This window comes from Marinobacter litoralis (assembly GCF_016427555.1).
Lineage (GTDB): Bacteria > Pseudomonadota > Gammaproteobacteria > Pseudomonadales > Oleiphilaceae > Marinobacter > Marinobacter litoralis_A.
Genome location: NZ_JAELVS010000001.1, coordinates 314310 through 329283, shown reverse-complemented (window position 1 = coordinate 329283; position 14974 = coordinate 314310). Strand labels below are relative to the sequence as shown.

At 57.1% G+C, this 14974-nt stretch carries 13 protein-coding genes; 7 read left to right on the top strand and 6 right to left on the bottom strand.

Annotated elements, in window-relative coordinates; translation table 11 throughout:
- The first annotated feature begins 12 nt into the window (after positions 1-12).
- The 5 genes from JAO79_RS01505 (at position 13) to JAO79_RS01485 (ending at position 4863) form a co-directional block, all read left to right on the top strand.
- Positions 13-1344 (top strand): cobyrinate a,c-diamide synthase, encoded by a 1332-nt coding sequence (locus tag JAO79_RS01505; RefSeq protein ID WP_199005401.1) that lies wholly within the window; start codon positions 13-15, stop codon positions 1342-1344.
- On the top strand, positions 1337-1948 hold the full coding sequence (cobO, locus tag JAO79_RS01500; RefSeq protein ID WP_114334964.1) for a cob(I)yrinic acid a,c-diamide adenosyltransferase: 612 nt from the start codon (positions 1337-1339) through the stop codon (positions 1946-1948). The genes JAO79_RS01505 and cobO overlap by 8 nt, the downstream gene beginning before the upstream one ends.
- Entirely contained in the window at positions 1949-3418 is a 1470-nt protein-coding gene (locus JAO79_RS01495) for a cobyric acid synthase (RefSeq protein ID WP_199005400.1), read from the top strand.
- Positions 3415-4116, top strand: coding sequence for a 5,6-dimethylbenzimidazole synthase (gene bluB / locus JAO79_RS01490; RefSeq protein WP_199005399.1), 702 nt, complete (start codon positions 3415-3417; stop codon positions 4114-4116). The genes JAO79_RS01495 and bluB overlap by 4 nt, the downstream gene beginning before the upstream one ends.
- Before the next feature lie 75 nt (positions 4117-4191).
- Positions 4192-4863, top strand: a complete 672-nt coding sequence (locus JAO79_RS01485) for a DNA-3-methyladenine glycosylase I (RefSeq protein WP_199005398.1) — start codon at positions 4192-4194, stop codon at positions 4861-4863.
- A gap of 10 nt (positions 4864-4873) precedes the next feature.
- On the opposite strand, the gene cobS is transcribed toward JAO79_RS01485, so the two are convergent.
- Positions 4874-5635: an adenosylcobinamide-GDP ribazoletransferase gene (cobS, locus tag JAO79_RS01480; protein WP_199005397.1), complete on the bottom strand. Its 762-nt coding sequence runs from the start codon at positions 5633-5635 to the stop codon at positions 4874-4876.
- Positions 5636-5822: 187 nt separating this feature from the next.
- Here cobS and JAO79_RS01475 point away from each other — a divergent pair, with 187 nt between their 5' ends.
- Positions 5823-6689 (top strand): MBL fold metallo-hydrolase, encoded by an 867-nt coding sequence (locus JAO79_RS01475; protein WP_199005396.1) that lies wholly within the window; start codon positions 5823-5825, stop codon positions 6687-6689.
- Positions 6690-6696: 7 nt separating this feature from the next.
- Positions 6697-8427 carry a SulP family inorganic anion transporter gene (locus tag JAO79_RS01470; protein ID WP_199005395.1) on the top strand — a complete coding sequence of 577 codons (1731 nt, stop codon included), beginning with the start codon at positions 6697-6699 and terminating at the stop codon, positions 8425-8427.
- Positions 8428-8434: 7 nt separating this feature from the next.
- On the opposite strand, the gene JAO79_RS01465 is transcribed toward JAO79_RS01470, so the two are convergent.
- The 5 genes from JAO79_RS01465 to JAO79_RS01445 all read right to left on the bottom strand — a co-directional run bounded on the left by JAO79_RS01465 (position 8435) and on the right by JAO79_RS01445 (position 14786).
- The gene (locus tag JAO79_RS01465; RefSeq protein ID WP_199005394.1) at positions 8435-8965 is read right to left on the bottom strand and encodes a response regulator transcription factor; all 531 of its coding nucleotides are present in this window, start codon (positions 8963-8965) and stop codon (positions 8435-8437) included.
- Position 8966: 1 nt separating this feature from the next.
- A complete protein-coding gene (locus tag JAO79_RS01460) occupies positions 8967-10235 on the bottom strand; it encodes a sensor histidine kinase (RefSeq protein WP_199005393.1) in 1269 nt (422 codons plus the stop codon).
- A gap of 63 nt (positions 10236-10298) precedes the next feature.
- Positions 10299-12881, bottom strand: a complete 2583-nt coding sequence (locus tag JAO79_RS01455; protein WP_199005392.1) for a PEP/pyruvate-binding domain-containing protein — start codon at positions 12879-12881, stop codon at positions 10299-10301.
- A gap of 7 nt (positions 12882-12888) precedes the next feature.
- On the bottom strand, positions 12889-14238 hold the full coding sequence (gene gdhA, locus JAO79_RS01450) for an NADP-specific glutamate dehydrogenase (protein WP_199005391.1): 1350 nt from the start codon (positions 14236-14238) through the stop codon (positions 12889-12891).
- A 164-nt stretch (positions 14239-14402) separates the two neighbouring features.
- Complete coding sequence (locus JAO79_RS01445) at positions 14403-14786, bottom strand: potassium channel family protein (protein ID WP_199006584.1); 384 nt, start codon at positions 14784-14786, stop codon at positions 14403-14405.
- Positions 14787-14974 lie beyond the last annotated feature (188 nt).

The following is a 14974-nucleotide window of genomic DNA, read 5'->3' as shown; positions in this document are numbered from 1 at the left end:
AATGGTGAAACTATGAATAAGTCCGTCCCGGCCGTAATGATTACCGGCCCCGCCTCTGGGCAGGGGAAATCCATGGTGACAGCGGCATTGGCCCGTTTGCACCGAAATGCTGGACGGAAGGTACGGGTATTTAAGCATGGTCCGGATTACCTCGACCCGATGGTGCTGGAGATAGCATCCGGCCACCCCGTCTATCAATTGCATCCTTGGATGACCGGAGAAGACGAGTGCCGCTGGCGGTTGGCTGAGGCGGCACAAGATGCGGAACTCATCCTGATTGAAGGGCCGATGGGGTTGTTTGACGGCGATCCATCCAGTGCTGACTTGGCGAAACTCATGGGTATTCCAGCCCTGCCCGTTATCGACGCGGGCGGCATGGCTCAAACCTTTGGTGCTCTCGTGTTGGGTCTTGTCTGCTTTGACCCGGAGTTATCAATTTATGACGTGATTGCGAATAAAATTGGTAGCCCTCGCCATGGTGAAATGCTGAAAGAGCGATTGCCCGAGGGGGTTCGTCTGTTAGGGGCTATCCCCAGAAACGACGCCATGAACATACCTGAGCGACACCTCGGTTTGATGCAACCGGCAGAGCTGGGAAACCTCGACCAGAAACTGGATGACGCTGCCCAGGTGCTGAAAGAGGCGGGGCTCGACGCATTGCCGAAAGCGGTGGAAATTCCCGCCGTTGAACCGGCTACTAAACCGAAAACGCTACTGGCCGGTGTTCGTATCGCGATCGCTCGTGATGCCGCCTTCAGTTTTATCTATCGCGCCAACACTGAGCTGTTGCAGGCCATGGGCGCTGAACTGCACTATTTCTCCCCGCTGGAAGACTCGGAGCTGCCGCCCGCGGATGCGCTTTGGCTTCCTGGTGGTTACCCGGAGCTGCATGGCAATTCGCTGGCGGAGAATTCCGCGATGGCGAATTCCATTCGTGCCTTCCACGATGCCGGTAAGCCGATATTGGCGGAATGCGGCGGTTTAATGGCCTGTGCGCAAGAACTATCGGATAAAGAAGACGAGGTACATGCGCTGTATGGCCTGATACCGGGCCGTGCGGCTATGGCTAAACGTTTGCAAGGTATTGGTATGCACAGTCTGAAGACGGAGCAAGGCGAGTTGCGAGGCCATACTTTCCATCGCTCCACGCTGGATACCTCGTGGCAGCCAGCTGCTTATAGCCATAAGCAAGCAGGCACCGGCGGAGAAGCCGTTTTCTGTCAAAATGCTTTGGTGGCCAGCTACTTCCACGGTTACTTCCCGTCAGCCCCCGAACTGGTGGCCGCAATTTTCCGCGGCCAGGCGCTGACTTTCTGTACTGATAAGGAGAAGACCCATGCGTGAACGCGCTAAAGACCCCGAACGCCACGCTAAGCGCATGGCAGCTAAGCAAAAAATCATGCAGGAGCGCATAGCCAAAGCCCAAAAGGAGCAAGGTATATTGCTGGTGCTAACTGGCCCGGGTAAAGGCAAAAGCAGCTCCGGCTTCGGCATGGTGGCCCGCGCTCTTGGTCACGGCATGAAGGTAGGCATTGTTCAGTTCATCAAAGGGGCGTTCAGTACCGGTGAAGAAGCCTTCTTCCGGGACCTGCCGAATGTCACCTACCACGTGATGGGCCAGGGCTACACCTGGGATACTCAGGATCGTGAGCAAGACGTTAAAAGCGCCAACGAAGCCTGGGACATCACCGCGGCTATGCTGAAAGACGACAGCTACGACTTGATCTTGCTGGACGAGCTGAACATTGCCCTCAAGTACGACTACATCGACCTCGACCGGGTGCTAGATGACCTGCAGGCCCGCCCGGAAATGCAGCACGTAGTAGTAACCGGCCGCGGCGCGCCACAAGAGCTGGTTGATCTGGCCGATACCGTCACAGAAATGGGCGTGGTGAAGCACGCGTTCAAAGACCAAGGCATCAAAGCCCAGAAGGGTGTGGAACTGTAAATGCCCACTTTGATGGTTCAGGGCACAACGTCGGATGCGGGGAAGACCACCGTAGTGGCGGCCCTATGCCGATGGCTGGCCCGCCAAGGCGTATCGGTGGCGCCGTTCAAGCCTCAAAACATGGCGTTGAACAGTGCAGTCACGGTGGATGGCGGCGAAATTGGTCGCTCTACCGCGCTGCAGGCCTTGGCCTGTGGCCTTGAACCTCACAGCGATATGAACCCGGTGCTGCTGAAGCCTCAAAGCGACTGCGGCGCCCAAGTAATCTTGAGAGGGAAAGTCCACGGCAACATGGATGCCTTGGACTATCACGCCTACAAGGCTGAAGCCATGGCGTCGGTCATGGCCAGCTGGTGCGCGCTGAGCGAGCGCTACGATGTGATCATCGCCGAAGGGGCGGGCAGCCCGGCGGAGATCAACCTGCGAGCCAACGACATCGCCAACATGGGCTTTGCTGAAGCGGCGAATTGCCCCGTCCTGTTGGTGGGCGATATCGACAAAGGCGGTGTGTTCGCCCAGCTGGTCGGCACCCTGCAGTTGTTGTCTGAAAGCGAACAGACGCGAACAGCGGGCTACATCATCAACCGCTTTCGGGGCGATATTGCGCTGTTGGAACCGGGGCTCGACTGGCTTGAAGCCCGCACGAACAAACCGGTGTTCGGCGTACTGCCGTATCTTCACGGGCTGGTGGTGGACTCCGAAGACAGTGTCAGTACGGAAGGAAGTAGCGAAGCCGGTGCGCTGAATGTGGTGGTGCCGGTACTGCCCCGCATCAGCAACCACAACGACTTTGATCCGTTGCGGTTGCATCCGGGGGTAAACCTCACCTTCGTCGGCCCGGACCAACCCATACCGCCGTCTGATTTGATCATCCTGCCGGGCAGTAAAAGTACCCGACACGACTTGCAGTGGCTGAAACAGCAAGGCTGGCCAGAAGCTCTGTGCAAGCACCTGCGCTATGGCGGCAAGGTGTTGGGGATTTGTGGCGGCTTCCAGATGTTGGGACAATGGGTGGACGATCCTGACGGCCTTGAGGGTGAAGTTGGCCGCACCGAAGGCTTGGGCTTGCTGGAGATGAACACGCGCATGGTCGCTGGCAAGCAGTTGAAGCAAGTGTCCGGCACTTTGACGGCTAGTGTGGCTGGGGTGAATACAAATGTGACCATGCAGGGTTATGAAATGCACAATGGCGTGACGGAAGGCCCGGCACTGGCTCGTCCTTGTGCTGTGCTGGAAGGCCAACCCGACGGCGCGGTCAGTCAAGATGACCAAATAGCCGGAACTTATGTGCATGGCCTGTTCGATGCCCCCGAAGCATGCGATGCCATCCTCGCATGGGCGGGGTTGAATCGGGCGACTACGCAGGCTGTGGATTACCAGAGCCACCGGTTGCAGCAGCTAGACCGCTTGGCGGATCAAGTAGAAACCTGTTTGGATACCGACCGGCTAAGGAGCCTGTTGCAGCTATGAGCAATCACAATGATCCGTTCACCGAAGCCCAGCGAGAAGGGCTGTACCGGGCTATCTTTGAACGCCGTGACGTGCGCTCACAGTTTTTGCCCGACCGCATTCCGGATGATGTTTTAGCCCGCATTCTAAAGGCCGCTCATCACGCGCCGTCGGTTGGCTTTATGCAGCCGTGGGACTTCATTGTGATCGACAGTTTGTCGGTGCGAGAGAGGGTGCTGGCCAGTTTTAATGAAGAGAACGCCAAGGCCGCTGATAACTATACCGGTGAGCGCAAGGAAACCTATCGTAGCTTAAAGCTCCAGGGCATCATCGAAAGCCCGATCAATCTGTGCATCACCTGTGACCGTTCCCGGGGTGGCCCGCATGTTTTGGGCCGAAACTCCATCATGGAGATGGACCTGTTCAGCACCTGTCTGGCGGTGCAAAACCTCTGGCTATCAGCCCGGGCGGAAGGCATTGGTGTCGGTTGGGTCAGTATTTTGGATCAGGACCGGTTGTCGGATATTCTGCAGTTGCCCGATCAGGTCTATCCTCTGGCCTACCTGTGTTTGGGGTATGTCAGCGAGTTTCTGGATCAACCAGAACTGCAGGCGAAAGGCTGGCGCTCTCGCTTGCCGCTGGAAGAGCTGGTGCACGGAAATGGTTGGGGGCAGCCGTTAGATCAGGTTGCCTTGGCTGAACAATTGAAGAAGTGTTGAGCATGCTTTGGGCCGCTTTAAAGGCCCCAAGTTGGGTACGTTAGTCCCCTAAATGGGACTTTGTTCGGGATGCTTATGGAGTTTTCTAGATTTTATCAGCAGGCAGCCGCTCGAAAAGGTGGCGAGGCAGCGATGAAGGCACTACTGCCGCCGAAGCCGGAGTGTGAGCGGCTGAGAGAAATAGGCGATGACCGTTACCTGTCCGAAATCACTCGTTGTATCTTTAAAGCCGGGTTTGTCTGGCGCGTAATCGAGAACAAATGGCCAGATTTTGAAGCGGCCTTCGAAGGTTTTGTACCCGCCTATTGGCAGCAGGTTTCGCCCGAAGTTTTGGAGAGACTGGCTGACGATGCGCGGATTGTGCGAAACATGCAGAAAATCCGCACCGTGCCCGAAAACGCCCGAATGATAATGGAGGTTGCTCAGGATCACGGCAGCTTTGGCCACTTTCTGGCGGAATGGCCGAGTGAAGATCAGGTCGGCTTATTGATGTATTTGAAGCGCAACGGCGCCCGGCTGGGTGGCAATACCGCCCAATATTTTCTGCGCCGGGCGGGTTGGGATGGCTTCATTATGTCCCGTGATGTGGTGACCGCGTTGACCCGAGCCGAGATTCTGGATGCCTCGCCCACCAGTAAAAAAGGCCTGACTCAGGCGCAACATGCATTTAATCAATGGCATGAAGAAACCGGTTTGCCCATCAGCCACTTATCGCGAATCGTCTCGTTTACGGTGGATAACGACTAAGCCGGCCGCTTCACAGGAACATTAATAGCACCAGTTCGCTGAACACCACGCTGGCTCCCAGCGCATCCCCGGTGTATCCGCCCAACTGGCTGCGCAGGTAGGCGCCCCAGCACAGCGCCACCAGCAGCACCGCTGGCAAAGTGCCGATGATCAAAAGCGGGTGCCAGAATGACAGCACCAGGCTCAACATCACCACAAAGGCCGCCGCGATGGCCAGCCGCGTGTTAGAAAAAACGTCAGCAACCGGTTTGGATTTGCTTTTGTCCGGGTCGGTGACATACGGCAATGTTGCCATGAGCAGCAAGGGCGTCAGTCGCGAAACGGCGGGTGCGACCAGTAGCGCGAGCCAGATATAACGTGCTTCTGCCAGCAAGGCCACCTTCAGCAGCAACGCCATGACCAACGCCACCGTGCCGTAGGTGCCAATCCGGCTGTCTTTCATGATCTCCAGTCGTTTTTTAACGGTATAGCCACCGCCCAGCGCATCCACACTGTCGGCCAAACCGTCTTCATGAAACGCCCCGGTGATAAACAAATGCCCGATAGTGACCAGAATAATGGCAACCAACGGGCTGGCGACTAGCGAAAAAAGCGAGAATGCTACAGCGTAAATCATGCCAAGCAGCAGGCCGACCAGCGGAAAATACAGACTGCTTTGGTTCATCAAGCGTTGGGAGTAGTCGATCTTGGCCAGCATCGGAATGCGGGTCAGAAAGCCAATAGCCAGCCAGAAAGCCTGCCATTCGTTGGTTCGGGAAAATTTGGTTGTCATGAGCACTCCGCTAAATCGTCAGCCGGGCATTGTACCTGCAGGTGGGCGTGGATTCGCGCCGGATTCTTTCCAGAGGCGAATGAATCGCGAATGACTATGTTGGGTATTGGAAAACACTACTTCACTAATTATGACGAAATGATATATGCTTATTCTAATTCAATAGAGATAGCCGGAGAGTTGCGTCATGAGCCAGCCCATCGTCCAACACTTTTTCGATGAACCCACCAACACCTTTAGCTATGTGGTACGGGATCCGGACAGCCAGGCTTGCGCGATCCTCGATTCGGTTCTTGACTTCGATTATGCAGCCGGCCGAACCGACGTTCGGTCCGCCGACGCCATTATCCAGTATGTTCGCGATAACGATCTAACGGTTGAATGGGTGCTGGAAACCCACGTTCACGCCGATCATTTATCCGCCGCACCGTATCTGCACGAGCAGCTGGGCGGAAAAACCGGTATTGGTGCCCGCATCACCGATGTGCAGGAGATTTTTGGCAAAGCCTTCAATGCCGGTACTGAGTTTGCCCGGGATGGCAGTCAGTTTGACCGCTTGTTCAAGGAGGGTGACAGCTTCAGCATAGGCGGTTTGGAAGGTCGTGTGCTTCACACCCCTGGCCACACTCCGGCCTGTCTCACCTACGTCATCGGCGATGCTGCCTTTGTAGGCGATACTCTGTTCATGCCGGATTACGGTACCGCCCGCTGTGACTTCCCCGGTGGCGATGCTCGTACCCTGTACCGCTCCATTCAGAAGGTGTTGGCTCTGCCGGAGCAGACACGGATTTTCCTTTGCCATGACTACAAAGCGCCCGGTCGGGAAGAGTTTCATTGCATGACCACCGTGGCCGAACAGCGCGCAGCCAACGTGCATGTGCACCAAGGTGTTTCCGAAGACGAATTTGTAAAAATGCGCACCGAGCGCGATGCCACGCTAGATATGCCGCGACTTATCCTGCCGTCGGTTCAGGTGAATATGCGTGCCGGCGAGATGCCTCCAGCGGAGGATAACGGTCAGGTTTATTTGAAAGTTCCTCTGAACCTGTTTTGAGCCGGGTATGAATCTGAAACGCTATTTTCCAATCCTGCAATGGGCTCCGGTATACAGCCGTGGTGAGGCCACCAGTGACTTAATTGCGGCAGCGATTGTGACAGTGATGCTTATTCCTCAATCGCTGGCCTATGCGCTGCTGGCGGGGCTACCGGCGCAGGTTGGCTTGTACGCCAGCATTTTGCCGTTGGTAGCTTATGCGGTATTTGGTACCAGCCGCACCCTCTCGGTGGGGCCGGTGGCGGTGGTTTCGTTGATGACGGCGGCAGCGTTGGCCCCGTTGGCGGAACTGGGCTCTGCAGAGTACATCGCCGGCGCCGTGTTAATCGCCATTATGTCTGGCTTGATGCTCACCGTGATGGGTATTCTAAAGCTCGGTTTTTTGGCGAATTTTTTGAGTCATCCGGTAATTTCCGGATTTATTTCAGCTTCCGGCTTGGTGATTGCCGCCAGCCAGTTGAAACATTTGCTGGGGGTGCAGGCCTCTGGCCACAACCTATTGGATATTGGCCGGTCTTTGCTGAGTGCTTTCGGCGACATTAATACGCCAACTTTGTTGGTGGGTGCGGGCACGCTGTTGTTCTTGTGTTGGGCCCGGCATGGCCTGAAACCGTTGTTGGTAAAGCTGGGCCTGACATCTCGCCTCGCGGATATCCTGACGAAAACTGCCCCTATATTGGCCGTTCTGGTGACCACGTGGCTAGCCTGGCTGTTCAGGCTGGACCAACAAGGCGTACGCCTGGTTGGCTATATTCCCTCTGGCCTGCCGTCGTTTACCTTGCCGAGCCTGAACCCCGAGCTCTGGTCCCAGTTGGCGGTCAGCGCCCTGTTAATCAGTGTTGTCGGTTTTGTTGAATCGGTTTCGGTGGGCCAGACGTTGGCCGCTAAACGCCGGCAGCGTATCGACCCGGATCAGGAATTGATCGGTTTAGGTACCGCTAATCTCAGCGCCGGCTTGTCCGGAGGAATGCCGGTGACCGGTGGTTTCTCCCGCTCTGTGGTGAATTTCGATGCGGGCGCCGAGACACCGGCGGCCGGGGCGTATGCCGCTGTGGGGATCGGGCTGGCAACCCTGTTCCTGACCCCCGCAATTGCCTGGCTGCCGCAAGCAACATTAGCCGCAACCATCATAGTGGCTGTGGTGACCTTGGTTGATCTGCCTGCCCTGCTCCGCACCTTCCGATACTCGCGCACCGACTTTGGCGCCATGCTGGCGACCATCGTGCTAACGCTGATGCACAGCGTCGAAGCGGGCATCGTCGCCGGCGTTGGCCTGTCGATCGGTTTGTTCCTGTTTCGCACCAGTCGCCCGCATTGTGCGGTGTTGGGCCGTGTGCCGGGCACGGAGCATTTTCGTAACATTTTGAGGCACGATGTGGAAGTGTGTCCGAAAGTCACCTTCCTGCGGGTCGATGAGAGCCTGTATTTCGCCAACGCCCGCTTTCTGGAAGAAACCGTCATCGAGCTTGTCGCCCGGGAACTGGAGTTGAAAGATCTGGTGCTGGTATGCCCGGCCATTAATCTGATCGATGCGTCAGCGCTGGAGAGTCTGGAGGCCATGAATGAGCGTCTTTCGGATGCTGGCGTCAGGCTGCATTTGTCGGAAGTGAAAGGCCCGGTGATGGATCGTCTGAAAGGCACTGAACTGCTGGAACGATTGGGGGGACAGGTGTATTTGAGCACCTACGAAGCGTGGACAACGCTGACCGGGCACCGGGAAGATCCGCTCCCAGCCTGAGGCGGCCTCAGCGCCAGCGAGAATGCTTTTGCAGTTTCCGCTGCAAGGTTCGGCGATGCATGTTGAGGGCACGTGCGGTGGCGGAAATATTGCCATCGTGTTCGTTTAACACCCGTTGGATGTGTTCCCACTCCATTTCTTCAACCGAGGGCGGTGCAGGTCTCAGTTCCGGTTCGCCCTCAACCGGGTCGAAACCGCGGATCAGTTGCTGAACGGTAACCGGTTTGCATAAGTAATTCACCGCGCCTCGGCGCATGGCTTCAACGGCGGTGGCGATGCTGCCATAACCGGTCAGTACCAGAACCTCGAGGTCCGGCCGTTGCTTGAGTAGCTCCGGCAGCAATTGCAGGCCACTTTCGCCGGCCAGATTCAAGTCGAGTACGCAGCGCTGAATTTCCGGAGCCGTGATGGTTTCTAGAGCGGAAGCGTAATCGTGTGCCGCTGTTGCTGCTATGTCCTGACGGGCAAGCGACCGAATCAGTACTTGGGTAAATGCCTGATCGTCATCCACCAGCAACCAATGTTCTTTTGGCGGCATTTTAATGAACCCCTGTCGCTGTTGCATCGCTGGCGGGCAGCGTGATCGTCATCGTAGTGCCCGATGGGCTGGTTTTGGCTTTGAGGCTGCCACCGAGTCGTTGAATGGTGGCGTTGGAAAGAAACAGCCCCACCCCTAAGCCGTTGCGGGAATCAACGATTTCCTCGCCTGGCGCTCCTTGCAGCGATGCCTCCAGACCGTCGCCGTGGTCTTCTACGATTATTTCAACCTGATCGTCCTCGGCCAGCCGGCTGCTGATGGCAACCCAATCGGGGCTGGCGGTCAAGGCGTTGGCCAGCAGATTGAGCACCGCCTGGTCGAGCGTCGCATCAACGTTCACGCGGGCATCCGGGTAACGGGAGGGCCAGTGTAACGGTTCGGAAGGCCAGAGTAAGGTGGCCGACTCCCTCAGCCGCGCCAGCCAGTGGTTCACCGTTATTGTTTCCAGTTGGGCGGTTTTGGCGGCTACGGCGGTGTGGGTGAGTTGTTGCAGGTGGCCGCTGCAGAGCTGAATTTGTTGCTCCAGCGTGTCCAGATCTTCAGTCAGTTCCGGTGTGACGGTGCTTTGGGTATGGGCTCGGATTTCATCCAGCAGCAGGGTCATGGTATTCAATGGTGTGCCCAGACGGTGCGCTACCGCAGCCGCAGATAACCCCAAGGCTATGATCTGCTCATCCCGAAGCCGGTTTTCGCGGAACGTCGAGAGCTGGCTTTGTTGGCGCCGAAAGCGATGGGCGAGGGTCCCGACCACCAGGGACAGAATGCCCGCGGTGAGCACGAAGGTGGCCCACATTCCGATCAGGTGCAGCTGGGCAAGATCGCCGCCGTGGTGATGGAGCACCACCGGGGTGTGCCACAACGCCAATGACGTGTAGACGGCAATGCCCATGAGGGTGAGCGCAAGGCTCTGCCGCGCAGGCACCAGAATCATGGCCACGGCAATGGGCAACAGTAGCAGGGAAACCAGTGGATTGGTGTAGCCGCCCGTAAAGTACAGCCACCAGCCGATCAGCGCGAGATCAATGGCGAGGGTCAGGCTGACGGGCGAAGACGCTTGCGGAGGCCTCCGGTTAAACCAGAGCCAGCCCAAAGCCGAAAGTACACCGTACAGCAGGCATACCAGAAGCGATTCCGCCCGGTGAGCCAAATGCACCACGGTTTCGGCCACGGCAACGGCCACCAGCTGGATGACGATGATAGCCAGCCGCATGCTCAGCAGATAACGAGCCGCCTGGCGAAAACCGGTTTGAGAGTGTGTGAACCATTCCATGGCCGCATTCTAGCAGCAAGCCACTCGGGTGCCTCAGGATAAGCTGCGACTTATTGTCTCGGATTAACCCGAAAAGTAGCTGACCAGCTGCTGGCTCAGGACGTCTCCGGTTAGTTGCAGATGACCGGATGCCAGGGAGTGGACGTGAACCGCGGCGGATACGGGGTTGTCGGGCTCAATGGCGCTGTCAGCTGCATCGGCTTGCAAGCGGTCGGGGTGGTATTGGCAGTGCGGCATGTCCGGGAACAGCGCGCCGTAGGCTATGCCACTTTCAACCAGATCCTGAAAGAAATGCGAACCGTAGGACAAATCGGGCACCATATCGCCGGCGTTCTCCGATACTTCGATCAGCGCGGCGACACCGGCGATATCGGAAAAACGCACCGGCACACCGAGTTCCGGGCTGCTTGTGCCCCAGCGACCGGGGCCGATCAGCATGGTTGGCTCAGAGGACTGGCGCATGATTCGCCCAATCAGTCGGGCCACTTCATAGCGTTCGTTGGTGTTTAAGTTCCCATAAACCACTGCATCTACACGAATGATTCGTGTAATGCCAAGGTTGATATTGCCTCCCATAAAGTGGCCCCGGGTCTGGAACAGCAGCCGGGACCGCGGCAAGGGATCAGGAATTTGCACCGGGCCGGTTTCACCGATGGTGGCCAGAGGCCGGCATTGCACCAGATTGAAAGACGTTTCGCCCTGATCATTCAGGTGCAGAGTGAACTCCACATCGACGGGATGCTGGTAGCCGGCTTCAAGGGTGGCAAGCAGGCTCGACAATTGGCGGATGAATTGGCTGCCTTTTACCAACGGCCGGAAGGTCAGGCGCCAGACCGGGCCTTTAAGGCCTATCTGCTCCGCTCGTGTTGTGGCCGCCCGGTCCAGCTCGGCCAGATACGGCATGGGCAGAGTTTGTGTCGTACCCAGAATCTGGCTTAACGGACGGGTTTCAAGATTACCGGTTTCCAGATCCAGCAAGTCGACCAGATGCTGGGAGTACCGGAAGCTTTCATCCTGGTCGCGAAAGGGCTGTCGCGTTGGGTAGTCCAGAGCCATAACGCAGGCATGGTCGCCTTCGATGCGATCAACCGCCCGTGTTCCCAGCCCCATCACCAGCCTCACCATACCGGCTTTCGGGTCCATCTTGCTGTCCCAGGCAAAGGTATTGCGCGACACCCCTACTCCGGCGGCATCCGGCAGGTAATAGCGGTTATGGAACCGGCCGTTCACACGTTGAACCAGCAATGCCATAGGTTCTTCGCGCTGGTCCAGCCCGCGCCGTTTCCGATACACCAGGGCGTCTTCACTCATCGACGAGGCATAAACTTCCCGGATGGCGTTTTCCAGAGCGGCCAAGCGTTGCTCGGGCGAGCCCTGATTGACCAGAAAAACACTGTCGTATTTGCCTGCAAAGGCGTTACCGAAACCATCTTCCTGCAGGCTCGACGAACGCACCAGAATGGGATACTGCCCATAGTGATCAAGCAAGCGTTCCAGCTCGGCCCGGATTTCATCCGGAAACTGGCCATTGAGAATGCCCTGTTGCAAGGCCGGTGCTTCGCTCAGGTAACCGCGTTCGGAGCGTTGCCGCATAATGGTGGGCCAAAGGCCGTTGTGGACCAGAAACGCGTAATAGGCATCGGTGCCCAGATAGCTGGAATCGTGCGGTTCTAGTTGGTTATGCCATTGCTCGGGGTCGTCTTTCAGCAGGATGTTGCGGGCGATCAGCATGCCCGTCGCCTTGCCGCCAATATACCCGCTGCCAATCAGCCGGCTGCGGATGCTCAGCAGGTCTTCCAGGGATAGATAGCGCCGGGCTAACGCCAGTATTTGCGGGTCCCGGCTCACCAGAACCTGAAGTACCTGTTCCTGCAAGGCGGCGATGGCGTCGGGGTTCTGTTCGGCCAATGCTCGGCTGGCATCCTGAAACAGGCGGTCCCAGTAATCCAGCAGCGGCTGATTGTGCAGACTTTCCTGCTCAAGCGAGGCCTGGACCCTGGTCGCATCGCTGCTGTAGGTAATGGGCTGGAACTGCCCATTGTGCTCGCGGTGCGGCAAAAACATGGTCGGGGATTGCCGTCGCCAGGCTTTGATCGGTTGTACCTGCACATCATCGCCGTGGCGGTGGACGTCGAGCAGCACCTGAGTGGTCTGTCGAATGCGGTCCAGTGTCATCCGCGAGTGGCGGTCCGGGTGCAGAGCAAACCACGCAACGGTGTCCAGTTCGAACAGAAACGGGCAAATAACCCGGAAAAAATTGCCCACCATGGCATCGGTGGCCCAGGCATTGAGCAATTCACTGAGGCTGTCACAGATATAAAACGCGCCTCGGCCATGCTGTTCAATCAGTCGCCAAACCCGGCTGGTAAAGCTTTCGAAGCCGCCCAGAGCGTCTATTTCGATGGTGCGTACAGCGGGATGGTTTTCGATGATCGGCGAATGATCACCAAAGCGAAGATAGAGAATCTGCCGGCCCGAAGTTGCGGCCGCGTCTACAAAGGGGAGAACGAAACGGCGATAGTCGTCGAGGTGGGAGACCCGCCAAACAACGTTATCGCCGATTCTGAGATGATCCAGAACCTCGTCGAGCCCTGTCAGTCCGGTGGATACCCGGTCCGGGGACTGACGAGACTCTTCGCTGTTCATAGCTGGATCAGATAACGCCCATGGCGTTCATGGCCTTGGCTACCCGCAGGAAGCCGTTGATGTTGGCGCCCATCACGTAGTTACCTTCGGAGCCGAATTCGGCTGCGGTTTCGTAACAGTTCTTGTGGATATCGATCATGATTTCCTCAAGACGTTTCTGGGTGTAGTCGAAGGTCCAGGAATCGCGGCTGGCGTTCTGCTGCATTTCCAGAGCCGAGGTTGCAACACCGCCGGCGTTTGCGGCTTTGCCCGGGCCGTAAGCGATCTTGGCTTCCTGGAACAGCAGGATGCCTTCCGGCGTGGTTGGCATGTTGGCACCTTCAGCCACGGCGATACAGCCGTTTTCGACCAGAGTCTTGGCATCGCTCCCGTTCAGCTCGTTCTGTGTCGCACAAGGCAGGGCCACATCACAAGGCACAGACCACAGGTTGCCGTCTTCAACGTACTTGGCGTGTTTATGGATTTCAGTGTAGGCACTGATGCGACGACGCTCCACTTCCTTGATCTGCTTGAGTGCCTTCAGGTCAATGCCGTTTTCATCAACGATGATGCCCTGAGAGTCAGAGCAGGCGATCACCTTGGCGCCCAGCTCGTGGCACTTCTCGATGGCGTAGGTCGCTACGTTACCCGAGCCGGAAACGACAACGGTTTTGCCGTCGAGCGAGTCGCCGCGGGCTTTCAGCATTTCCTGAGTGAAGAAGACGGTGCCGTAACCGGTTGCTTCAGTACGGGCGCGGCTGCCACCCCAATCAAGACCTTTACCGGTAAAGACGCCCGACTCGTAGCGGTTGGTGATGCGCTTGTACTGGCCGAACATGTAGCCGATTTCGCGGCCGCCAACGCCGATGTCGCCCGCAGGTACGTCGGTGTACTCGCCCAGATGGCGATACAACTCGGTCATCAGGCTCTGGCAGAAACGCATGATTTCGTTGTCAGAACGGCCCTTCGGATCGAAGTCGCTACCGCCTTTACCGCCGCCGATGGGCAGGCCGGTCAGAGCGTTCTTGAAGATTTGCTCGAAGCCCAGGAACTTGATGATGCCCAGGTAAACAGACGGGTGGAAGCGCAGACCGCCTTTATAGGGGCCCAGTGCGCTGTTGAACTCCACGCGGAAGGCGCGGTTGATGTGGATCTCGCCTTGATCGTCCTGCCAGGGCACGCGGAAAATGATCTGGCGCTCAGGCTCGCAGATCCGCTGAATGATCTTTTTGTCTGCGAACTCCGGGTACTTCACCAGAACCGGACCGAGAGTTTCCAAAACCTCGTGGACCGCTTGGTGGAATTCCTTCTCGCCCGGGTTACGGTGAAGGACGTCCTGGTAGATCGGTACCAGCTTTTCGTCGAGTTTTGCTGTCATAGGAATAGCCCTCGGGATACGCGTATTGAAACCCGAAAGAAAATCGGGTGCCCAAAAAAAGGGCAGTGATTGCACCACAATCGTGCACCCTTTGGCAAGTCGGTCGGTCAATTATTGGAGCTTTCCTCATTAATAGGTGCCTACGCGAGAGCGGCGGGCCCGCTTTAGTCAGATGAACCGCCTTCCCAATATCGTTGCATCTTCATAAACAAAAACGAAGCGCTCCAGGTAATCAGCACCAACCCTGTGAGCCCTTCGATACCGGTCAGAAAGCGCAAAGCGCCCACGGGCTCTATGTCGCCGTAACCGACGGTGGTGAAGGTGCTGAACGAAAAGTAGATGCAGTCCAGAAAGCTGCCGTTAAAATTGCCTTGCAGTGAGCCCCAGGATTCGGCGTGGTGCATAAAAAAGTACGCGGTAGCGAACACCCATACCTGGGCGGTGTGGGCGATCAGTATGCCTAAAACCGCGGTTACCAGGCGCAAGTTGTGGCGCGTGTGCATGATTTTCAGCAAGCCGCTGAGGCGAACGAGTGCCTCTCGGTGCATCAGAACGACCAGCACTACAATGAAGGCATTTATAACGGTAGCGCTTGGAAGATTGGCATAATTTGCTGAGAACAAACGTATAGTACTCCTGACCGTGCTTTTTATAGCAATCCGGAGCAGCCTCTCAGTGGTATAAAGTCATTCGTCGCCCTGTGTTGGCACAACCTAACTCACCCTGGCCGGCTAAA